This is a genomic window from Pseudomonas putida group bacterium ESBL64 (assembly GCF_045277175.1).
In the GTDB taxonomy this organism is placed as follows: domain Bacteria; phylum Pseudomonadota; class Gammaproteobacteria; order Pseudomonadales; family Pseudomonadaceae; genus Aquipseudomonas; species Aquipseudomonas alloputida.
This window is the reverse complement of the sequence record NZ_CP145799.1, coordinates 3,157,111-3,177,783: the sequence shown is the minus strand read 5'-3', so window position 1 is coordinate 3,177,783 and position 20,673 is coordinate 3,157,111. Positions and strand designations below refer to the sequence as shown.

The following is a 20,673-nucleotide window of genomic DNA, read 5'->3' as shown; positions in this document are numbered from 1 at the left end:
ATGTGGGATGCAAATGAAGTCTCATCCCATTTTCTTCTTACTGATCGGTTGCGGTATTAAGTCTGGTTGCTCGCAGTGGTTCTGAACCACGACGGCTTCATGCTTGTAACGATCATGGGCGCTCGTGCGCCAAACACACCGTATCTCGCTGCCCTGCAGGAACCTATTCGCTTGGTCGACTATTGCGCCAACCTGTGCCCGTCTCTTTCTCTGGAAAGAGACGGGCACTTCTAGCACTGCTGCAGCCCTCTTCGCATTAGGGGTTGCGGCAACTCCCCTCGTGACAATCGGCGTGACAAACGCCGATGTCACCAGCAACAGCGCTCTAGATGATGGTGCCGCAGACCAAGGAATGGATTGCACCTGACTGACAGTCAGGCATGCCCCGGTCATCGCATTGCTGCTTGCGCCCGCCTCAGAATCTCGCGGCACAGGTCTTGTCATCCAATGCAGCCTCCACCCGCCCACCGGTAACGGCGCTCAAAAGGCCGTGTTGAGCGACTACGCGGCGTATCTACGCGACTTAGAAGATTCGGTGGCCTTGCTGTCAGCACCGCGCCAAACCGACGATCCAGCGTCAGCAGGACCATGGCCGCACTTCGCGGTGATCAATACCTGAAGTTGGCCAGTCATGAGGCGGGTGGCGGTGTGTCGTTTAACTGAAACTGTGGAGCAGGTGATAGTTAATTAGGCTTCATGGGTTTGAAAAAACGCTCCAGCATCCAGAGCGGTGCCTGTCAATTTTTTGTTTGGCGAAGTGGTCGAAGAAGGCTTCCTATTTTGGCGAGTTTCCAATACTCAAAGCGCATCTTGCTCACTTTGCTCTTGGCTCTCCCCGTCAGCTTCATCTTGAGTGCGTACCCAACTCCCGGAGAACATCCCAGAAACGCCGCAATACTCGCTTGGCATGGACGACGTAATTTCTGCTATTGACCTTTTAAACACGACATCAAAAGTTTCATCAGTGACTTTTTTATTTTCATCTACCACTCGCATCGTTGTGGACACCTCACCATTGGATTCGATTCTGGCTACAGTATTTTCCATAGCCCATACATCACATTCATGATGAGTGCTCGTATCTACGGTCTGAATGTGGACTGCGATGGGTTGTACTGGGGTGCCATGTGCAAATTCGTTTGCAACAAGCATTCTCCCGGCGTATCCACCTTCTTGGTATGAGAAGTAGGTGAACGGCTCGGAAAATGCAAGCGTAGAAAAACTTGAAATTGCCGCGATGGTAAGACATTTAAATAGTTTCACAGAGGTTCCTTTTTATAGATGCTGTATAGGTCGAATTTAAATTACTATAGGGATTTAAATGTCATTTTATGGCTTAGGTCAAAAATTAGCGGGTCAATGACTATGTTTCTTGTATTAGGGTCGCCTATGACTTGCCCTTTAGCTATAAAGTAAATGCCTTCTACCTTCACCCTTTTTCCATTCAGTGCTTTGAATGTTTCGGCCTCGTCACCGTCAACGCCAGCGACTTGTACTATTCCGATGCCGTATTGTTCGCCTCGTCGTGCTTCCCATTCAAAATACAACCAGTCTTTCCAAGGTCCGACACCTATCTTTACTTGACCTATAAACCTTCCGTTCTCTCGTCGGTATTCCTCTGTGCCCGGTATCAAATATCCCGGGGTTGCGTTTATTACATAGTCAAAATTAGTTATTGGAAAATCTATGGCAACATCTTTCGCATATGCTATTGTTCTTTCTGAAACAGCATTGGCTTTGATGAATGCATCAGCGATAGCAGCATTCTTCAGGCCGTCAGCATATACGGTGAGATTTAGTTTTTGCGAGAATAAGATATTTGGCTTGCCCGCACTCCCACCAGATGGACCTCCGGATTTGAAATACGCATATAGAGTTTCGTCCAAACTATAGCCGGCTTTTGCGAAAGCTTTGTTCATATAGTTAGCGTAAACATATGACTGTTCCGGTGTCGGGAATACGGATTGTGCTACTTTAGACATATCATGTTTAAAGTCTTCTTCATAATGAGCTCTGAATATGTTTGCCACTTCTTGCGCCCCAGAAATTGTCAAGGGAGCGGCTGGCAAAGCGGCATGGGTCAATGAACATAGCAGCGTGAAACAGAGCGTCAAACAGAGTCTGAGCATATCTAATTTCCTTATCAGTATTCAGTTAATGGTTTTTATAAGTGGTATTTTGTTGCGAGTAAGTTCATGTTTGAATCGCCCCTGGTTTTCTAGGCACTCTCCAAGCTCAGAAAATGGCGTTTCTCCTACTCTGCTGGCGACAGCTGCAGAGCGCTGCTGTGTCGGTGCTCAGGATTATAAAACATCTCGATGGAATCGAAAATATCACTACGGACTTCGGCACGTGTTGCGTAGATCTTTCGTCGGATCCGCTCCCGCTTCAAAAGCTGGAAGAGCTCTCGGCTACGGCACTATTATGGCAGTTTCCTCGGTGGCTCATGCTGCTGATCACATTGTTGGCCTTCAGGAAGCTTTGCCAATCTGAGTTACTGAGGTGTCTAGGAAACCAGAGGCGATTCATGAGTCGTTACGTGAAGTGTTAGGTCTGAATGCTAAAGCTCAGCAATCCGCTGACTTCCGGACTTGAGACCAGAAATAAGTGTGCTGATTAAAACTTATACGACTAAAGTTTAGTACAGCGAGCAGGCAAAAGGTCATTTTCTGGTCTATATGAGAGGACCCCATCATAGGAGCTTCATCATGAGCAAACCTCAAGACCGCACCATTTCCCAGCGCCCAGATGGAAAGTGGGAGAACAAGCGGAACGATTCTGACCGCGCTTCAAGCGTCCACGATACACAGGCCGAGGCTCAGCAGGCCGCACGAGAAATGCTAAAAAACCAGGGTGGTGGTGAGATGACGACTAAAGGGCGCGACGGACAATTCCGAGCCAAGGACACCATCAAGCCGGGTAATGATCCACGTAATATCAAAGGCTGAGGTATTGGCCCCTCAGAGGTGGAGAGTCCAGCTACGTTGAAGTCGAAACCACGCCTGCTCTGGCAGATTAGCGAATAATCCTTAGCAGATTGCTATAGCCGCAGAAGTCGCTGGTTTTTAAGGGTTGTCATCCTATTCGGCGCGATTCATACGTCATTCGTAGACGTTTCCTACAAGTTATCCTATTGCCCGACCAACCAATGTGAGGCTAAATCTCTCCGTCACGGTAAATCCCGTGACCGGGCGTAGGAACCCGTTGGTAAACTTGGCGCACGCACTAGGCGCCCCTGCATCACAGCTGGCGCTTTTTTTGCGTCTGCCGTGCTGTGTCATGGCGGCTGTGTGTGGGCAGGCTTCGGCCTGGCCGGGTTTCCAAGTTTCCCGGTATTCCTACCCCGCACACAGCTGCCACCCAATCCCGTAGGAAGGATCGTGGCAGCTCCAACTAAAACTTGGAGCCTCATGCATGCTTATCTCAAGTCCAAGCGGGACCCTCGCATCCGTTCTCCTCCGCCGTTCTTCAACGGCCCCCAGCTATTTCACCCTCAACCAACCCCGCTTCGTCTCCACCCAACCGGAGGCCCGCCATGTCTGACCAAGAACGCCTCTCCACCATCCAAAGCTACGCCTGGACCCTCGAACTGCTAGGCGAGGCCCTGGTCCAGCACGACGAAATGCTGGAATGCGAACACAACCCGCGTCTGAGCTTTCGCAACACGGCCGGTATCCACCAGGCGATCCGGATCATCAGCCGGTTGGCCAGTGAGCAGTGTGGGAAGGTGATGGAGCAGGGTGGGTAGGACCCAGCTGATTAGTGGGCACCGCGGAAGAGGGCATGGCACTCCGGTGTGGATGCATGAACTGCTGCTTTGCAGTCCTTGGACATGCAACACAAAAGCAGCCCCTTCTGCGGGGATGGTAGCAACTGCCTCAAGTTGAGTAGAACGCTCGCGCCTCTGTAGTGCATGGTAATCAGGCAAAGCGCACTTAAAGCGCTTTGCCCTGACCATTTGCCTGGCCATGTGCCAACTACCGAGGATTCTGCATGGATCAAAACAGAGACAGCCTGAAAACCACCAACCCTATTGCCGGGCTGCCGGGCGCGGTGTTCGAAAAGGCGTGGGAAGTACGCTGGGCATTGAAGCTGGCCTATGTAGGCTTGTTCATCGATATCGCGCTCATGCACTCACTGGGTACAACCTTGCTGGGTTTCTCAGGGGACATGGCGATCGTCTGGGAAAATGTCGGGCGTATATTCGTGGGCATCATGGTCTTCTGCCTGGTGGTGTCGGTGGTAATCCCGGTGCTGGCGCAGGTGGCGGCGATCTTGGGCAGCTTCATCCCGTGGCATCGGCTTCAGGGTCCGCGAGATTATTCGCTGTTTCCCAACTACGTGACCTTCAGTGCACTGCGAGAGCACAGCCTTCGTGAAGGCAACGAATTCCTCTACAACTATTGGAAACGCAGGACCATGCAGCGCGAGGAGTGGCGGCAACAGCGCTTCCAAGCCGGGGTACTGGTGTTCGGCCTGGTGCTGATGGCAATTGCAAATGCTGGGGTGAGTGCTCATTTCCAGCTGCCCGGGTTGATGGCCTATATCACCTTTTGGTTTGGCTGGAAGGGCTATGCGCTACTGAGCATCGTCACCCTGTACCTGCTGCACTGGGCGTGGTGGTCATCGGATGAGATCGGCCAGATCTACTATCCGCCCTTGGCCGAGAAGTTGAAGAAAAACCAGTACTGATGTCAGTGTGAACCTGCTTTGCAGCCCATCGCGACCCAAGGTCCGCACCGTCCGTGCAGACCTTTGAATGATCTCGGGCAGTTGTTGCAAGGCGGTTCAGCTCACAGCAATCGCCGCGTTCAGCAGCAACACCACGATCAAGCCAACCACCGCCACAATCGACTGCACCACCGAGATGGTCTTGGTGGCTTCGCCCATGGTCATGCCAAACGACTCCTTCACCATCCAGAAGCCCGCATGGTTCGCATAGTTGAAAAACAGCGAACCGCAGCCGATGGACAAGGCCAGCAAAGGCAGGTTAAGGCTGGGGTCTGCACCTGCCAGCGGTGCCAGCAAGCCGGCAGCACCCACGATGCCGACGGTGGCAGAGCCGGTAGACACCGAGAGCAACATCGCGATCAGCCACCCCAGAATCAGGGGAGGGAACGCAGATTGCTGGGTCAGGTGCACAATGGCATCGCCAACCTTGGCGCTGGTCAGCATTTCCTGAAAGGCACCGCCACCGGCAATGATCATGATGATCGAGGCGATCGGCTTGAGGCTTTTGCCCAGTGCATCGCGCAGCTGTTCGGCGTCGCCGCCGCGCGCAAGCACCAGGCTGGCGCCGGCGAACAGCACGCCCAGCAGCATGGCGATCAGCGGGTTGCCCAGGAAGCTGGCCATCTCCAGCAGCGCATTGCCTTTGGGCAGCAGCATCTCGGCGACGGCATGCACCAGCATCAGGATGGCCGGCAGCAATGCGGCCAGCATGCCGACCATTACCCCGGGGCGGGGTTGGCCATCGGCTTTTTCGGCCAGTGTGAACTGGTCCAGCAATGCCTGATCGGGCCGCGTGTTCATGCGCGGTGAAATGAACATGCCGTACAGCGGGCCGCCCAGGATCATTGCCGGAATGGCGGCAAGGAAGCCATAGAGCATGGTGGGCCCGACCGAGGTCTTGAGCACGGCAATGGCGGTCAGGGGGCCTGGGTGCGGCGGTACCATGCCGTGCATGGCGGCAAGCGCCGAAATGACCGGCACACCTACATACACGTACGCCGAGCCTTTGAAGCGCGCCTTGCTTTCCAGTTTGCGCGCCACGCTGAATATCAGCGGCAGCATGATCACCAGGCCGACTTCGAAAAACATGGGGATGCCAATGACGAAGGCAACCAGCATCATGGCCCAAGGGATCATGCGGTCGGAGGTGCGCTTGAGGATGACATCCGCGACCTGTTCCGTGACGCCTGCGTCAGCCAGGATCTTGCCGAGCATCGCACCCAGCGCGATCACCACCCCCACTGCGCCCAGTGTCTTGCCGGCGCCGGTGAGCAGGTGGGAGACGATGCTGCCTGGCGCCATATGCGTCGCGAAGCCCACGCCAATGGACACCACCAGCAAGGCCAGCAGCGGGTGCATTTTCAGGCGCGAAACGATGAGCGCCACCAACACCAGAACACTGGCCAAGGCTGTCAGTAATAGCTGTATATCTAAGGGAGTCATTCAAGGAGTCTCGGTTGGGCTGGCGCTCGGCTGCACTCAGGGTTTGAAGGCGTGACGGGCGTTTCCACGGGCATGCCCAGGTGGCTGCCGTTGCGGCTGCTGCTACGGTTTCGAGGAAGGGAGCGCGGCTTTGCGCTAGCTGCCGCTCACAGGCGGGCGCCTGTTAACGGAAGGTGGGCAGCAGGGAGGCGTGGCGCTGAGGCCGGTGGGCGGTGGTGTGGCGACAGGGCGCTTGGGCAGCATGTTCATTGGTTGATTCACCTTGTTGTATGGTCATCTATATGAATCTGGCCAAAGTATTCGCGCTGCCATGGAATACTGTCAAGTGAAGGTAGTCGCATCGTCTTGGGTGGCCATTTAGCCCCGGCAGGCAATACTTCTCTCTATACGCAGGCGTGTTCCTGGTGGCGCGCGCCGCTGGGAGGTGTCTGGTGAACAAATTAACGATTGTGGGTGCCGGCCTGGTCGGCGAGGCGGCGGCGCAGATCATCGCCCGGGATGAGTTGTGCCGTGAGCTGGTGTTGATGGACGTGCAGGGTGAACTGGCGCAGGGCAAGGCGCTGGACGTTTGGCAGGCGGCTGTGGATTCAGGTTCCGATACCCATGTTCACGGCGGGGCCAAAGCCGAGATGCTGGAGGGGTCCGAGCTGGTGGTGATCACGGCGGGCGTGCCGCGCAAGCCCGGCCAGTCGCGCCAGGATGTATTGAGTACCAACCTGCCAATCCTCGACAGCATCATGGCGGATATCAAGCACCACGCGCCGACAGCGACGGTGCTGGTGGTGTCCAACCCGGTCGATGTGCTCACCTACCGCGCCTGGAGCGTCAGCGGGCAGGGGCGCGACAAGGTGTTCGGGCAGGCGGGGGTGCTGGATACCGCGCGCATGAAGTGCTTCATCGCCGAGCAAACCGGGTTTTCTGCACGGGATATCACGGCGTTGGTGCTGGGCGGGCATGGCGACAGCATGGTGCCGCTGATGCGCTACTGCCAGATCGGCTCGGTGCCGTTGTCGCACTTCCTGTCCAGCGAGCAGATCGAACAGATTGTCGAGCGCACCCGTAAGGGCGGCGGCGAGATTCTGGGGCTCAAGAAGATGGGGAGCGCCTGCGATGCACCGGGCGTGGCCATTGCGCAGATGGTCGATGCGATCGCCAATGGGCGGAACCGTATTTTGCCGGCGGTGGCGATTCTCGAGGGCGAGTATGGGCGAACGGATATCGCCATGGGTGTGCCCTGCGTACTGGCAGAGAAGGGGCTTGCGCGGATTATCGAGTTGCCGCTGGATGCGCAGGAACAGGCGATGTTCGACCACTCGGCAGACCAGGTGGCGCGGGATATTGCAGAGATGAAGGCGTTGTAGGGCTTGAAGCGTCATGCATCGGGTGTGGCGGCTCGGGCAGTGGGGGAACATTTTGCCTCCGTACCTGTCACACCCGTTCATTGGGGTTCAGACCCACCATTACCAAGGAGAGGTAGGCATGGCTTTCGACGCTTTTATCCAAATCGACGACATCGCTGGCGAAGCGCTGGATGAGCAGTACACCAACTGGATCGAGATCAACGGCTACAACTTCGGTGTCAATCAAAGCACGTCCGCTACCGCAAGCTCTTCCGGCGGTGCAACATCGGGGCGTACCACCTTGACCAACTTTACGTTCACCAAGTTTCTCGACAGCGCGAGCTGCAAGCTGCTGGAAGCCAGCTGCTCGGGCCAGCATCTCAAGGAAGTAAAACTTGCGCTTTGCCGGGCAGGCACCGACAAACTCAAATATTACGAGATCGTGCTGGAAGAGGTCATCATCGCCGACTACTCGCAGAATGCAAGCTCGGGCGTTCCCATCGAAATCGTCCAGTTGAACTATGGGCGTATCAAGACCACCTATACCCGCCAGAAACGTTCCGACGGCAGCGGTGGCGGGAATGTCGCCGGCGGTTGGGACCGGATCAACAACAAGAAGTACGCGTGAGGTAGGGCCATGTCCGAAGCACGCAGCTTCATCAACCCCAGAACCCAGTCTTATCAGTCGCTTAAAGCCAGCACACCGTTGTCGGGGTATGCCAAGAGCAAGTTCGATGTGTTGAATGCCCACATTGCCAACAGCGTGGTCATGGCCGGGGAGTTGGTCATCCTGGGTGACGCTGGTACTCCTTCCTGCACCAGCCACGAAGCATTACTGATGGCCAAAGCTGTCGAGGTGCACGCTGGCCTGCTAACTAGCGGCGTAGACGCGGATGATTTTTTTCTCGAGCACTTCGACTTGCTGCAGAGCTTGCTGGCTAACGCCTCGATTGGGGCGGGCGCCGCTAGCGAGGGCTGGAGCAAGCACCTGACCAATATCAAGACCACCCTTGAAGAAATCGAGAAACTGCACCGCGACTACCTCAGTTCTGGCACTCTCGCTGCCCGTGATGCTTTCTACGCCAAGCGCTCTGCACTTTTCATGAAGCTTGAAAAGCAATTGGGCAACGTTGCTGCGTATGGTTCTGGTTTACGCCGTCAGGGCAAGATCAAGCAGGCATTGGGCATCTCGACCCGCAGTTATCTGCATACCGGCGAGATTTCGGGTTATGCCGAAAAGGTGTCTGGCGTTGCCAGGGCGTCGAACTTGGTGAAAAGGGGCACTTATATCGGTACTGCGCTGGATGTGGCGTCCACCGGCCTCTCAATTCATAAGGCCTGCACCACGGGCCGGGAGGATCAGTGTCGGCGCGCCAAGTATGTTGAAACCTCTACGTTGATGGGGAGCCTGGCGGGCGGCAGTGCCGGGGGCTATTTGGGGGGTATGGCAGGCACCGGTATTTGTGCCGTCGTTCTGGGGGTCACTACAGGCGGTCCCGGTGCACTTGCTTGTGCTGTCGTCGGAGGAGCAGTAGGCGGTAAAGTCCTCGGAGATGCCGGGGGCAAGGGGGGCGAGATATTTGGTGACTTTTTGTATGGCGGGGTATCGGAGTGAACGAAGTTGAGCCTGGGCTAATTGCGATTCTGATTCTTGCACCCATGATGCTGGCGATGGTCGTACAGTGTTTCATCGCACATAAATACACTGAGTACTACGAGTCGTTGCTAACGCGCTGTAGCTTCGTGACCGGCAATAAAATCACGTTTCAACATGCAGGCCTTCTGGGCAAGGTTATGCGTACGGGTTTGATCTCCATGGTGCTGGCTATGCCGAGCCTCTTCGTGCGCAGGGGGTTGATTGACTTCGATGAAGTCAAACGTTTCCCCTCAAGCATGAGACGACTGCTGGTGAGTCTGTTGGTCATTCACATCCTGCTGGCCACCGCGCTGATTATTTTCACTTACGCGTAGCCTGGCCGCTCCTGCATGGGGCGCGGTCAGGCCTGTCGGTTTTGCACGAGCCGTGTAGCCCTCAGCGCTGATAAGCCTTGCCAAAATGCCGTTCCAGGCGCGCCTGCAGCAGCTCCAGCAGTATCGACAGCACCCAGTAGATCACGGCGGCGGTGGTCAGCATTTCCAGGTAGCGATAGCTCGAACGCCCATACGACTGCGCCAGAAACATCACCTCCCAAACCCCCATCACGGAAATCAGCGACGAGTCCTTGAGCATCGAAATGAACTGGTTGGCGGTGGGCGGAATGATCACCCGCATGGCTTGGGGCAGGATGATGTGGCAGAAGATCTGCGGCGTGCGCATGCCCAGCGCCAATGCTGCTTCACGTTGCCCACGGGCCACGCCGAGGATGCCGGCGCGGAAGATCTCGCTCAGGTAGGCCCCGTAATTCAGCGACAAGGCAATGATGCCGGCGCTGATGGCGCCGGGTACCAGGCCCACCTGCGGCAGCCCCAGGTAGATCAGCAGAATCTGGATCAGCAGCGGTGTGCCACGGAAGAACGAGGTGTAGAAGCTGGCCACACCCACCAGCACCGCGCTGTTGGATAACCGCGCCAGCGCGGCGGCAAAGCCGAGCAGCACGGATACCACCATCGAGCACAGGCACAGGAACAGGGTCAGTGCGGCGCCTTGCAGAAAACCATTGGGCCCCAGCTTGAAACCGGCCAGGTTGGGAAACTTCTCCAGAATGATGGCGAACTTCAGGTCAAAGCTGAGGAAGAAGGCGACAAACAGCCCGAACAGCGCCAGCCAGGTCAGCAGTAACCGGGTGCGAAAGCCGAACAGGCCGGCGCCCGCAGGCTTTGCCACGGGCTTGGGGGAGGGGGGGAAGGTGCTCATTTGCTGATGTCGGCGCCAATCCATTTCTGCGACAGCTTGGCCAGGGTGCCATCAGCCTTCAGCTCGGCGAACACCTGGCGTACCTTGGCGTCCCACTCAGGGTCGCCTTTTTCGATGGCCACCGCGTTGGGCTCTTCATACAGCGGCGCGCCGGCCAGCTTGAAGCGCTTGTCTTGCTGCAGGCGCGGCTGCGCGGTCACCAGGTTGGTAATGATGGCGTCCAGGCGCACGCCAGTGCCCAGGCCCAAGTCCTGGAAGGCGACGTTTTCAGTGTCGTAGGGCGCAGCCTGCACGAAGTCGAACGGGTAATCGATCTTCTGGTCTTCCTTGCCTTCAATGACCAGGTTCTTGTTCAGGTAGCTTTCGTAGCTCGATGCACTGATCGAACCCACCTTGCGGCCTTCCAGGTCTTTGGCGCCATGGATGCGCTCATCCGAGGCATTGACCACGATCACGGCGGGCGATGCGTAGTACTCCACGGGGAAGTCGAACACTTCGGCGCGCGCCTTGCTCGGGGTCATCGAGCAAATGCAGATGTCGTAGCGCCCGCTCCAGCGGCCAGCGGCAATCACGTCCCAGGACGGTGTTTCCAGGCGCAGTTTGACGCCGAGTTTGTCGGCCACTGCCTTGGCCACGTCCACATCGTAACCGTCGAGCTGGTTGTGGTCATTGAGGAAGGAAAACGGCGGGTAGCTTTCCATCAGCACGTTGACCATTTCCTTGCGCGATTCAACCCGCTCCAACGTGGCGCCAGCAAAGGCTTGGGTGGCAGTTGCGAGCAGTACAAGGCCCGCACCCAGCAGAGAAGAAAATCGCATGTACATACCTGATATGTTGGGCAAATGGGTGATAGGGTATTTAATAGTTATAACCCTAATCCCCATAATGAATTTTATTCATAAGAACCTTCAGAGAAGTTATATGGCAGAGCGAACGATGGTAATTCTGGACGGTGGCATGGGCCGAGAGCTGCAGCGCAGCGGTGCACCGTTTCGCCAGCCCGAGTGGTCGGCGCTGGCGCTGAGCGAGGCGCCGGAGGCGGTCGTGGGCGTGCATGCAGCCTTCATCGATGCGGGTGCGCAGGTCATCACCAGCAACAGCTATGCAGTAGTGCCGTTCCACATCGGTGAAGAACGCTTTGCCGCCGAAGGGCGACAGCTGGCCCATATCGCCGGCCAGCTTGCGCGGCACGCGGCAGATAGCGGCGCGCACCCGGTCAGGGTGGCCGGTTCGCTGCCGCCGCTGTTCGGGTCCTACCGCCCCGACCTGTTCCAGCCCGAGCGTGTGGCAGAGGTGCTGACCCCGTTGCTCCAGGGCCTGGCCCCGCATGTTGACCTGTGGTTGGCCGAAACCCAGAGTTCCGTGGCCGAAGTGCGGGCCATTCATAGCCATTTGCCGGCAGACGGCAGGCCGTTCTGGGTGTCCTTCACCCTGCAGGACGAGGACGTCGACGACGTTCCGCGCCTGCGTTCCGGTGAACCGGTGGCCGACGCCATCGAAGCCGCAGTCAGCCTGGGGGTGGCTGCGGTGTTGTTCAACTGCAGCCAGCCGGAAGTGATCGGCGCCGCCATTGATGTCGCGCGCTCCGTCATCGAGCGGCACAACGCCGAGATTGCCATTGGTGCCTATGCCAACGCCTTCCCGCCGCAGCCTAAAGAAGCCACTGCCAACGATGGCCTGGACGAACTGCGCGAAGACCTCGATCCGCCGGGTTACCTGGCATGGGCCAAGGACTGGCGTGCGCGCGGTGCCAGCATGGTCGGCGGTTGCTGTGGCATCGGCCCGGAGCATATCGCCGAGCTGAAGCGCAACCTGGCCTAAGCGCCCACGTGGCCGGGCGGCTTTTGCAGCGCCCGGCCCGCAGCCATTAAAAAAAACGCCAGTCAGACCCGGATTCCATCGTTTTTCAGGCCCCCGCCATCTCCCTATAGTCCGCTCAAGGCCGATGCTGCATCGGTGTACACAACTCAGCTGGGCGGGAAGCGGATATGAACAACAACGAAAAAATCGAGGGCAATGCTGCGGCCGGTGTGGGGACGCGGGTCGTGTGGAGCGGGGAGCAGGTACAGCACCCGTACAACGCCACGCAGACCCCGATCGTGGTCAGCGCCGCTTATGGCTATAACGATATCGATGCCTGGTACGACGTGGCGCAGGGCAAGCAGCCGGGCTTCATCTACAGCCGCATGAGCAACCCCACGGTCGCCACGCTGGAAGCAAAACTGGCCGAGCTGGAGCAAGCCGAGTCGGCAGTCGCGTTCAGCAGCGGCATGGCGGCCATCAGTGCCGTGCTGCACACCTTCCTGTCTAACGGCAAGCGCGTGGTGTCGACCCGCGACAGCTATGGCGGCACCAACAAGATCTTCGAAGAGTTCCTGCCGCGCATGGGCGTGCAAGTGTGCCTGTGCGATACCTTGGACACTGAAGCGCTGGAGCGCGAGATTGCCGCCGGTTGCGACCTGCTTTACCTGGAAACCCCCACCAACCCGACGCTGAAGGTGCTGGACATTCGTCGGCTGAGCGCCGCTGCGCACAAGGTGGGGGCGCTGGTGGTGGCCGACAACACCTTTGCCACGCCACTGAACCAGAACCCGCTGGCGCTGGGCGTGGATGTGGTGGTGCACAGCGCAACCAAGTTTCTGTCCGGGCATGGTGACGTGCTGGGTGGGGTGGTGTGCGGCGCGGAGGTGCTGATGGCCCAGGTGCGGCACTACCGGGAAATCAACGGTGCGGCGCTGGACCCGTTCTCGGCCTACCTGATCATCCGCGGTATCAAGACCCTGGCAGTGCGCCTGCGCCAGCAGCAAGCCAGTGCCATGGCGTTGGCCCTTTACCTGAGCACTGAGCCGTTGGTTGAAGCGGTGAACTACCCAGGTTTGCCGGCGCATGCCGGGCATGCCATTGCCAAGGCGCAAATGCGCGGGTTTGGCGCCATTGTCAGCTTCGTGCTGAAAGGCGGCATGCCGACCGTGGCCCGTTTGCTGCCGCGGCTGAAGTATGCCCACCGGGCCGGCAACCTTGGCGCGGTAGAAACCATCTATGGCCCGGCGCGCACCACCAGCCATGTCGAGAACACTTTGGAAGAGCGCCTGGCGCTGGGCATTTCCGAAGGGCTGGTGCGCATTTCAGTGGGCATTGAGGAAACCGATGACCTGCTGGCGGACCTGGCACAGGCCTGTGCATCGGTGCGTGAGGAACTGGCCGTCGCAAAGGAATTGCACGCTGACGCAGACGCCTGCCAGCGCCCGGTGCAGGCCTGAGGCTGGCGCGTAGCACTCACCCGTGCGGTGGGTGCCACTTCATGAAGTCGAACAAAAACAATATGCAAGGCAACTCGATTCGCTCTGCCAAGACGAGGTCGTTGCTACGTCCTTGCCCGCCAACTTTCATGAGTAACCCACAATGTCCGTGCAGACAACCACAACTAGAAATGCCTCGGCGCATACCTTCAAGCAGGATATGCAAACCCGCCACATCGTCATGCTGGCGCTGGGCGGAGTGATAGGCACCGGCCTGTTTCTCACGTCGGGCTACACCGTTAACCAGGCCGGCCCGTTGGGCGCGGTCATCGCCTACATACTTGGCGCAATCATGGTGTACCTGGTCATGATGTGCCTGGGCGAGCTGGCGGTACACATGCCGGAAGTCGGCTCGTTCAGCAGTTACGCCACGCGTTACCTCGGCCCGGGCACCGGTTACATGGTGGCCTGGATGTACTGGCTGACCTGGACGGTGGCCATCGGCTCCGAATTCACCGCCGCGGGCATCCTGATGGTGCGCTGGTTCCCCGACACGCCGGTATGGATGTGGAGTGCGCTGTTCGGCGCCGCGGTGTTCATCAGCAATATCATTTCGGTGCGATCGTTCGCCGAAACCGAATTCTGGTTGTCACTGGTCAAGGTGTTGGCCGTCATCGCCTTTCTGGTGGTGGGCGGCGGGGCCATTCTGGGTGGCTTCGAGATCCAGCAGGCGCACAGTGCAGGGCTGGGCAATTTCACCCGTGAAGGGTTGTTCCCCACCGGTTTCTGGTCAATTGCCATGACCCTGCTGGCAGTGGCCTTCGCGTTCTCGGGTACCGAGCTGATCGGCATCGCTGCCGGCGAAACCAAAGACCCGGAAAAGAACGTCCCCAAGGCCATTCGCACCACCGTCCTGCGCCTGGCGCTGTTCTTCATCGGCACCATCTTTGTACTGGCCACCTTGCTGCCGCGTGAACAGGCCGGGGTTATTGAAAGCCCGTTTGTGATGGTCTTTGCGATGATTGGTATCCCGTATGCGGCCGATATCATGAACTTCGTCATCATCACCGCGCTGCTGTCTGCCGCCAACTCCGGCCTCTACGCCGCTTCGCGCATGCTCTGGACCCTTAGCGACCAAGGCAACATGCCCCGCCGTTACGCCACGCTGTCGCGCCGCGGCACCCCCTTCAATGCAATCGTGCTGAGCATGGCTGGCGGCATGGCTTCGCTGTTGAGCAGTGTGTTCGCCCCCGACACCATCTACCTGGCGCTGGTGTCGATTTCAGGGTTGGCCGTGGTGGTGGTGTGGATCAGCATCGCGGCCAGCCAGATCGCATTCCGCCGTCATTACATCGCCAGCGGCGGCAAGCTCGAGGACCTCAAGTTCCGGGTGCGTGGCTACCCGTTCGTACCACTGGGGGCCATTTTCTGCTGCGTACTGGCCTGCGTCGGCATTGCCTTCGACCCTGCTCAGCGTGTTGCCTTGTACTTCGGCTTGCCCTTCATTGCCTGGTGCTACCTGGCCTATTGGCTGACGTGCAAGTACCGCAGCCGCCGTACGGCCCCGCTGGAAATCGTCGCCCCAGGTTCCGAGGCCGCCTGAGCAGGTGATACTAGGCCACCGGAACCTAGCCACGAGAAGCCGCCGATGACTCAGAAAACCTTGCCCCCCCTGAACTGGCTGAGAGCCTTCGAAGTGTCGGCGCGTTACTTGAACTTCACCCATGCGGCAGAAGAGCTGCACCTTACCCAAGGGGCCGTGAGCCAACAGATTCGTCACCTGGAAAGCCAATTGGGTGTGGCGCTGTTCAAGCGCCTGCCGCGCGGGCTGGGGCTGACCGAAGAAGGGCAGTCCTACCTGCCGGTGGTGCAGGACGCCATCAGCCGCCTTGCGGTCGGCACCAATGAAATCTTCGGGCAACGCCAACGTCGGCCCCTGAAAGTTCGGGGCAGCCTGTCGTTCCTGCACTTCTGGCTGGCCCCGCGGCTGGCCGACTTTCGGCGTTCGCACCCGCAGGTGGACATCCGCTACATCAGCAACCTGTGGGTCAAGGAGCTGGATGCCGAAGATGATCTGGAAATCCGCTGGGGCAGCGGGCAGTGGGCCGGGGTAGAGGCGCAGCGCCTGACCCGCGACATGCTGGTGCCGGTGTGCGCACCCGCGCTGCTGGCCGGTTGCCCGCTGCGCGACCCGCGCGACCTGGCCCGTGTGCCGTTGCTGCATGTGCTGGGTTACGAGGAGGGGTGGGGCTACTGGCTGGAGCGGGTCGGCGCCGATCAGGTCGACTCTTCCAGTGGCCTGCAGTTCGACACGCTGGTGTCGACCCTGCGCATGGCGGAGCTGGGGCTCGGGGTGGCGCTGGCACGCTCGTCGCTGGTCGAGGACCTGCTGCAGGAGGGGCGGCTGGTCGCTCCCTTTGCCCAGCGTATCGAGGCAAGCGAGTCGTTTTTCCTGGTACGCGGCCTGGGTGAAGCGTTGTCCCCCGATGCCCAGGCGTTCAGCCATTGGCTGGTGGCCATGGCGCATCGTTAATTTACGTAGCTATCTGGAGCACCGATGCAGTACACATCCACGCGCGGCAACGAGACACGGGTCGATTTCCGCACGGCATTGCTTTCCGGCCTGGCCGACGATGGCGGGCTTTATGTGCCCACCTCGGTGCCGGTGTTCAGCCCACAGGAAATTGCCAGCTGGTCGTGGTTGCCCTTCGACGAACTGGCCTGGCGGGTGATGGCACCGTTTGTCGGCGATACCCTCGACGAGCCTACCCTCAGGGCGCTGGTCAGCGACAGCTATCGCGGGTTCCGCCACCGCGGCATTGCGCCGTTGCAGCAGCTTGGCCATAACGAATGGATCCTGCAGCTTTTCCATGGGCCTACCCGGTCCTCCAAGGACTTTGCCGCGCAGTTGCAGGCGCGTTTTGTCCGGCACTTTCTGGGGGCGGAGTGCGAGCGGGTCATGCTGGTCGGTGCCAGCAACGGCGATACCGCAGTAGCGGCTATCGAAGCGTTGCGGCATTGCCCGGCAGCAGGCTTGCTGGCGCTATACCCCAGCGCAGGCACGCCCGCCGACCGCGCGGCAGTGATGCGCAGCGCCGCGTCCGACAGCGTAAGCTGTGTGGCCGTGGATGGCAGCTTTGACGATTGCCAGTCGCTGGTGTCGGCGCTGCTGCATGACTGGCCATGCCCTGGGCTGATTCCGGTCAGCTTCAACTCCACCAACTGGGTCGGTGTGCTGGCGCAGATCGTGTTCTATTTCCATGCGGCGCTGCAGCTCGGTGGCGGGATACGCCCGGTCGGGTTCAGCATCCCCACGGCCAGTTTTGCCGAGATCTACGCGGGGTTCATTGCCCAGAAAATGGGCCTGCCGATCAACCAGATCATCGTCTCCACCAACCGCAACGATGCCCTGCACCGGTTCATCCACTGCAACCGCTACAGCCGTGGCTCCACCAGCCAGACCTTGTCACCGGTCATGGACTTTTCGCTGTTCTCCAACCTGGAGCGCTTCGTCTGGGAACTGTATGACCGCGATGGCGGGGCAACCCGGGCACTGATGGAGCACTTCGAGGCGTGTGGCGAGCTGAGCATCGGCAACCGCCAGTGGTTGCATGCGCGCATGCTGTTCGACTCCTATGCCGTGGACGACGTGCTGATTCGCGAAGAAATTGTCACGCTGTTCCACGAAACGGGCAGCGCAGTAGACCCTCATGCCGCGACAGGGGTATTCGCCGGGCGCCTGCACCGGCGCAACATCGGTGCGCCCATCGTCACGCTGGGGCAATTTGCCCCCGAAAAGTCTGCCGGGCTGCTGGCGGAGCTGGGGGCCTGGCACGGAGAGGTGCCCGCCGGTGCGGTCGCCACAGCGGGCGATGGGCCGCTGTTGGCACCTGACGACCTGGCCGGTGTTCATGCCTTGTTGGCCCGGTTGCAGGCTGGGCGATGAAGCGCATCCTCGACCCCCTGGACGAGCGCATTCTCGCCGAGCTCACCGCCAATGCGCGTATTGCCCACGCCGAGTTGGGGTTGAAGGTGAACCTGTCGCGCAATGCGGTACGCCAGCGCATCGAGCGCCTGGAGCGCGACGGCGCCATTCAGGGTTATACCCTGCGCATCGGTGAGGGCAGACGGCCGGCGTCGTTGATCAACGCGGTGATCTTCGTCTACCGCTATGACCGCATGCGCGGTGAGGCGGTACTCGATGCGCTGCGGCAGATCCCCGAGGTGATCCAGTGTGAAGTGCTCAGCGGCGAGTTCGACCTGATGTTGCGCGTCGAGGCCTCCAGCCCGGAGCGGGTGCACCATGTGTGGAAGGAAATCGCTGCCATGCCCGGGGTGGAGAACACGGTGACTTCGTTCGTCCTGGCCGCGGTGGTCTGAACCGCGTCTTTGCATTGGCTAGCACAACGCCGCCTGGGTTCGCGCCCAGGCGGCGTTGTGCGTTTTGCCCTGGCGCAGGTGCGCGCTTTGCACTGGCCAGATTGGCCAATAAATACAGCGGATTGCCATATTCAACTGGCAGTGCACGGCTCTTACGCTAGTCCTCATCGACCCACTGCCTGGACAGGACAGCAAACCATGACCGAATACAAAATTGCACTCGTTGGCTTTGGTGGCGTTAACCGCGCGCTTGCCCAACTGATCGCCGAACGCAATGCGCGCTGGCAGCACGAGTTGGGCTTTGGCCTGAAAATCGTTGGTGTCACCGACTTGTTCCTGGGGTCGGTGATCGACCGCGACGGCCTGGATGCCGCCATGCTGGCCGCGCTGCCGGCCCAGAAGGGCGCGCTGGCGCAAATCCCTCAAGGTTCGGCCGAGGCGTTCAATGAGGCGGTGATCAAGCAATCAGGCGCCGACATCATCGCCGAGGCCACATTCACCAACCCCAAGGACGGTGAGCCGGCGGCAACCTTCTGCCGCTGGGCGCTGGAGGCGGGCAAGCACGTGGTCACCACCAACAAGGGGCCGATTGCCTTGCATGCCCAGGCGCTCAAGGCCTTGGCCAAGGCCAACAATGTGTCGTTCGAATACGAAGGCGCCGTCATGAGCGGCACACCGGTGCTGCGCATGGCGCGCCAGACCCTGGCGGGCGCGGGCCTGGTAGGTTTCGAGGGCATTCTCAACGGTACCTCTAACTATGTGCTCACGCGCATGGAGGAAGGGCTTGGCTTCGACGAGGCGGTGGCCCAGGCACAAGCGCTGGGCTTTGCCGAGGCTGACCCGACCGCCGATGTGGAAGGTCATGACGTACGCCTGAAGGTGGTGATCCTCGCCAATGAGTTGCTCGGCGCCTGTCTGCAGGTGGGTGATGTGGCCTGCAGCGGTATCAGTGCCATCGACAGCGCAGCTATCGAGCGGGCACAGGCGGCGGGCGAGCGCTGGAAGCTGATCGGCAGCGCCCGCCGTGAAGCTGATGGCTCGGTGCGTGCCAGCGTCGAAGCGAAGCTGTTGCCTGGCCATCACCCTTTGGCGGGTATTTCGGGCGCCACCAATGCGCTGGCGTTCGACACCGAGTTGCTGGGGGCTGTAACCGTGTCCGGCCCGGGGGCGGGGCGCATTGAAACGGCTTTTGCCCTGCTGTCGGACATTGTCGCCATTCACACCGCCGGCCATTCGGCCTGAGGAGCAACGTTCATGAGCCTGACTTCCGTATCGCGGGCGCTTGTTCAGCAACCCGCCTTGATCGATGTGTACAACCCCTTCGATGGCAGCCTGGTTGGCAGCGTCGACAACCTCGGCGCAGAAGCGGTGCCTGCCTTGCTCGCCCGTGCCCATCAGGGGGTGCGTGAAAGTGCGGCGCTGCCCCGGCACCGCCGGGCCGCTATTCTGGAACACGCCGCTCAGCTCATTGAACGGGATGCGGCAGACTTTGCCGGCCTGATCGTCGATGAAGCGGGCAAGACCCTGCGCCAGGCCGAAAAAGAGGTCAAACGCTGCATCAACACGCTCAAGCTGTCTGCCGAAGAGGCGCGGCGCAACGCCGGTGAGGTGGTGCCTTTCGATGCCTATGAAGGCTCCGAATCGCGTCAGGGCTGGTTCACCCGCGAGCCGTTGGGGTTGATCCTGGCCATTACCCCGTACAACGACCCGCTCAACCTGGTGGCGCACAAGCTGGGGCCAGCACTTGCAGGGGGCAATGCGGTCATTCTGAAACCCTCGGAACTGGCCCCTCTTTCTGCCCTGAAACTGGTGCAGTACCTGGTTGATGCGGGGTTGCCGGAAGCCGTCGTCACCGTAGCCACAGGGGGCGCCGAACTGGGCAAGGCGCTGGTGGCTGTGCGTGAGGTGCGCATGGTTTCCTTTACGGGCGGTTTCGCGACGGGCGAACAGATTGCGCACGGGGCTGGCTTGAAAAAACTTGCCATGGACCTTGGCGGCAACGCCCCGGTGCTGGTGCTCAAGGACTGCGACCTTGAAGCCACGGTCGAGTCGTGTGTGTCGGGCGCGTTCTGGGCCGCCGGGCAGAACTGCATCGGCACCCAGCGCATTCTCGTGGATGCCTCGATCTACGAGGCGTTTCGTGCACGCTTTGTGGCATTGACCCAGGCGATGGTCTGGGGCGATCCGGGCCGGCGCGAAACCGATATGGGGCCGATGATCACCGAAGCGGCTGCACGGCAGATCGAAGCACGCGTCAACCAGGCGCTTGAGGGCGGTGCCCGCCTGCTCTGCGGCCACCAGCGTCAGGGGGCGGTCTATGCGCCGACAGTGCTCGAAAGCGTTGACCCCGTCAGCCGGCTGTGGCTCGAGGAGGTTTTTGCACCGGTGGTGATGCTGGCGCCCTTCGAGACTGTCGAGCAGGCGATAGCGCTGGCCAATGCCCCGGAGTACAGCTTGCATGCCGGTGTGTTCACCCGTGACCTGTCGCTGGCGTTGAGCCTGGCCCGGCGTATCGAGGCCGGCGGTGTAATGATCAACGACTCTTCCGACTACCGCTTCGATGCCATGCCATTTGGTGGTGCCAAGTATGGGAGTCTTGGGCGTGAGGGGGTGCGGTTCGCCTACGAGGACATGACCCAACCCAAAGTCGTCTGCTTCAACCAGATGGGTTGAGGGGGAGGGCACC

20 protein-coding genes and 2 pseudogenes are annotated in these 20,673 nt (G+C 59.7%); 16 read left to right on the top strand and 6 right to left on the bottom strand.

Annotated features, from left to right (window positions below):
- Nucleotides 1-463 precede the first annotated feature (463 nt).
- Nucleotides 464-630: pseudogene (locus V6093_RS14465) on the top strand (integrase); the annotation flags it as partial.
- 168 nt (nt 631-798) lie between these two features.
- Here the strand turns inward: V6093_RS14465 and V6093_RS14460 are convergent.
- The 3 genes and pseudogenes from V6093_RS14460 to V6093_RS14450 form a co-directional block, all read right to left on the bottom strand.
- Nucleotides 799-1,263 carry a hypothetical protein gene (locus V6093_RS14460; protein ID WP_146175948.1) on the bottom strand — a complete coding sequence of 155 codons (465 nt, stop codon included), beginning with the start codon at nt 1,261-1,263 and terminating at the stop codon, nt 799-801.
- Nucleotides 1,264-1,307: 44 nt separating this feature from the next.
- Entirely contained in the window at nt 1,308-2,129 is an 822-nt protein-coding gene (locus V6093_RS14455; RefSeq protein ID WP_146175949.1) for a hypothetical protein, read from the bottom strand.
- 125 nt (nt 2,130-2,254) lie between these two features.
- A pseudogene (locus tag V6093_RS14450) lies at nt 2,255-2,499 on the bottom strand (IS3 family transposase); the annotation flags it as partial.
- Between the two features lie 209 nt (nt 2,500-2,708).
- Here V6093_RS14450 and V6093_RS14445 point away from each other — a divergent pair.
- The 3 genes from V6093_RS14445 to V6093_RS14435 all read left to right on the top strand — a co-directional run bounded on the left by V6093_RS14445 (nt 2,709) and on the right by V6093_RS14435 (nt 4,692).
- Entirely contained in the window at nt 2,709-2,948 is a 240-nt protein-coding gene (locus V6093_RS14445; protein WP_047605123.1) for a DUF2188 domain-containing protein, read from the top strand.
- Between the two features lie 587 nt (nt 2,949-3,535).
- Nucleotides 3,536-3,748, top strand: a complete 213-nt coding sequence (locus V6093_RS14440; protein ID WP_014589611.1) for a hypothetical protein — start codon at nt 3,536-3,538, stop codon at nt 3,746-3,748.
- 245 nt (nt 3,749-3,993) lie between these two features.
- Nucleotides 3,994-4,692 (top strand): hypothetical protein, encoded by a 699-nt coding sequence (locus V6093_RS14435; protein WP_047605121.1) that lies wholly within the window; start codon nt 3,994-3,996, stop codon nt 4,690-4,692.
- A 96-nt stretch (nt 4,693-4,788) separates the two neighbouring features.
- Here V6093_RS14435 and V6093_RS14430 read toward each other — a convergent pair whose 3' ends face one another.
- Nucleotides 4,789-6,174, bottom strand: coding sequence for a GntP family permease (locus tag V6093_RS14430; protein ID WP_047605119.1), 1,386 nt, complete (start codon nt 6,172-6,174; stop codon nt 4,789-4,791).
- A gap of 431 nt (nt 6,175-6,605) precedes the next feature.
- Between V6093_RS14430 and V6093_RS14425 the strand changes: the two genes are divergently transcribed.
- The 4 genes from V6093_RS14425 (at nt 6,606) to V6093_RS14410 (ending at nt 9,485) form a co-directional block, all read left to right on the top strand.
- The gene (locus V6093_RS14425; protein WP_180688878.1) at nt 6,606-7,535 is read left to right on the top strand and encodes a malate dehydrogenase; all 930 of its coding nucleotides are present in this window, start codon (nt 6,606-6,608) and stop codon (nt 7,533-7,535) included.
- 118 nt (nt 7,536-7,653) lie between these two features.
- Nucleotides 7,654-8,142: a type VI secretion system tube protein Hcp gene (locus V6093_RS14420; RefSeq protein WP_047605116.1), complete on the top strand. Its 489-nt coding sequence runs from the start codon at nt 7,654-7,656 to the stop codon at nt 8,140-8,142.
- A gap of 9 nt (nt 8,143-8,151) precedes the next feature.
- A complete protein-coding gene (locus V6093_RS14415) occupies nt 8,152-9,129 on the top strand; it encodes a hypothetical protein (RefSeq protein WP_047605112.1) in 978 nt (325 codons plus the stop codon).
- Nucleotides 9,126-9,485, top strand: coding sequence for a hypothetical protein (locus tag V6093_RS14410; protein WP_108078093.1), 360 nt, complete (start codon nt 9,126-9,128; stop codon nt 9,483-9,485). The genes V6093_RS14415 and V6093_RS14410 overlap by 4 nt, the downstream gene beginning before the upstream one ends.
- Before the next feature lie 61 nt (nt 9,486-9,546).
- Here the strand turns inward: V6093_RS14410 and V6093_RS14405 are convergent, their stop codons facing one another.
- Together V6093_RS14405 and V6093_RS14400 are read right to left on the bottom strand one after the other, a co-directional pair.
- Nucleotides 9,547-10,368 carry an amino acid ABC transporter permease gene (locus V6093_RS14405; RefSeq protein WP_003247513.1) on the bottom strand — a complete coding sequence of 274 codons (822 nt, stop codon included), beginning with the start codon at nt 10,366-10,368 and terminating at the stop codon, nt 9,547-9,549.
- Complete coding sequence (locus V6093_RS14400) at nt 10,365-11,186, bottom strand: ABC transporter substrate-binding protein (protein ID WP_003247511.1); 822 nt, start codon at nt 11,184-11,186, stop codon at nt 10,365-10,367. Before V6093_RS14400 ends, V6093_RS14405 begins: the two co-directional genes overlap by 4 nt.
- Nucleotides 11,187-11,304: 118 nt before the next feature.
- Here V6093_RS14400 and V6093_RS14395 point away from each other — a divergent pair, with 118 nt between their 5' ends.
- The 8 genes from V6093_RS14395 (at nt 11,305) to V6093_RS14360 (ending at nt 20,660) form a co-directional block, all read left to right on the top strand.
- Nucleotides 11,305-12,189 (top strand): homocysteine S-methyltransferase family protein, encoded by an 885-nt coding sequence (locus V6093_RS14395; RefSeq protein WP_177342687.1) that lies wholly within the window; start codon nt 11,305-11,307, stop codon nt 12,187-12,189.
- Nucleotides 12,190-12,356: 167 nt separating this feature from the next.
- A complete protein-coding gene (locus V6093_RS14390; protein ID WP_047605107.1) occupies nt 12,357-13,628 on the top strand; it encodes a cystathionine gamma-synthase family protein in 1,272 nt (423 codons plus the stop codon).
- A gap of 142 nt (nt 13,629-13,770) precedes the next feature.
- Nucleotides 13,771-15,210, top strand: coding sequence for an amino acid permease (locus V6093_RS14385; protein WP_010951918.1), 1,440 nt, complete (start codon nt 13,771-13,773; stop codon nt 15,208-15,210).
- Nucleotides 15,211-15,255: 45 nt separating this feature from the next.
- Nucleotides 15,256-16,140, top strand: coding sequence for a LysR substrate-binding domain-containing protein (locus V6093_RS14380; RefSeq protein WP_014859427.1), 885 nt, complete (start codon nt 15,256-15,258; stop codon nt 16,138-16,140).
- A 24-nt stretch (nt 16,141-16,164) separates the two neighbouring features.
- Entirely contained in the window at nt 16,165-17,553 is a 1,389-nt protein-coding gene (locus V6093_RS14375; RefSeq protein ID WP_265979545.1) for a threonine synthase, read from the top strand.
- Nucleotides 17,550-17,987, top strand: coding sequence for an Lrp/AsnC family transcriptional regulator (locus V6093_RS14370; RefSeq protein WP_010951921.1), 438 nt, complete (start codon nt 17,550-17,552; stop codon nt 17,985-17,987). Before V6093_RS14375 ends, V6093_RS14370 begins: the two co-directional genes overlap by 4 nt.
- Nucleotides 17,988-18,185: 198 nt before the next feature.
- On the top strand, nt 18,186-19,229 hold the full coding sequence (locus V6093_RS14365; protein WP_012051145.1) for a homoserine dehydrogenase: 1,044 nt from the start codon (nt 18,186-18,188) through the stop codon (nt 19,227-19,229).
- Nucleotides 19,230-19,241: 12 nt separating this feature from the next.
- On the top strand, nt 19,242-20,660 hold the full coding sequence (locus tag V6093_RS14360) for an aldehyde dehydrogenase family protein (RefSeq protein WP_108078096.1): 1,419 nt from the start codon (nt 19,242-19,244) through the stop codon (nt 20,658-20,660).
- Nucleotides 20,661-20,673: the final 13 nt, after the last annotated feature.

Excerpts from the sequence above, each read along its gene's own strand:
- V6093_RS14455 (WP_146175949.1), bottom strand. The coding sequence starts at position 2,129 with ATGCTCAGACTCTGTTTGACGCTCTGTTTCACGCTGCTATGTTCATTG.
- V6093_RS14445 (WP_047605123.1), top strand. The coding sequence starts at position 2,709 with ATGAGCAAACCTCAAGACCGCACCATTTCCCAGCGCCCAGATGGAAAG.
- V6093_RS14440 (WP_014589611.1), top strand. The coding sequence starts at position 3,536 with ATGTCTGACCAAGAACGCCTCTCCACCATCCAAAGCTACGCCTGGACC.
- V6093_RS14435 (WP_047605121.1), top strand. The coding sequence starts at position 3,994 with ATGGATCAAAACAGAGACAGCCTGAAAACCACCAACCCTATTGCCGGG.
- V6093_RS14430 (WP_047605119.1), bottom strand. The coding sequence starts at position 6,174 with ATGACTCCCTTAGATATACAGCTATTACTGACAGCCTTGGCCAGTGTT.
- V6093_RS14420 (WP_047605116.1), top strand. The coding sequence starts at position 7,654 with ATGGCTTTCGACGCTTTTATCCAAATCGACGACATCGCTGGCGAAGCG.
- V6093_RS14415 (WP_047605112.1), top strand. The coding sequence starts at position 8,152 with ATGTCCGAAGCACGCAGCTTCATCAACCCCAGAACCCAGTCTTATCAG.
- V6093_RS14405 (WP_003247513.1), bottom strand. The coding sequence starts at position 10,368 with ATGAGCACCTTCCCCCCCTCCCCCAAGCCCGTGGCAAAGCCTGCGGGC.
- V6093_RS14400 (WP_003247511.1), bottom strand. The coding sequence starts at position 11,186 with ATGCGATTTTCTTCTCTGCTGGGTGCGGGCCTTGTACTGCTCGCAACT.
- V6093_RS14395 (WP_177342687.1), top strand. The coding sequence starts at position 11,305 with ATGGTAATTCTGGACGGTGGCATGGGCCGAGAGCTGCAGCGCAGCGGT.
- V6093_RS14390 (WP_047605107.1), top strand. The coding sequence starts at position 12,357 with ATGAACAACAACGAAAAAATCGAGGGCAATGCTGCGGCCGGTGTGGGG.
- V6093_RS14385 (WP_010951918.1), top strand. The coding sequence starts at position 13,771 with ATGTCCGTGCAGACAACCACAACTAGAAATGCCTCGGCGCATACCTTC.
- V6093_RS14380 (WP_014859427.1), top strand. The coding sequence starts at position 15,256 with ATGACTCAGAAAACCTTGCCCCCCCTGAACTGGCTGAGAGCCTTCGAA.
- V6093_RS14375 (WP_265979545.1), top strand. The coding sequence starts at position 16,165 with ATGCAGTACACATCCACGCGCGGCAACGAGACACGGGTCGATTTCCGC.
- V6093_RS14370 (WP_010951921.1), top strand. The coding sequence starts at position 17,550 with ATGAAGCGCATCCTCGACCCCCTGGACGAGCGCATTCTCGCCGAGCTC.
- V6093_RS14365 (WP_012051145.1), top strand. The coding sequence starts at position 18,186 with ATGACCGAATACAAAATTGCACTCGTTGGCTTTGGTGGCGTTAACCGC.
- V6093_RS14360 (WP_108078096.1), top strand. The coding sequence starts at position 19,242 with ATGAGCCTGACTTCCGTATCGCGGGCGCTTGTTCAGCAACCCGCCTTG.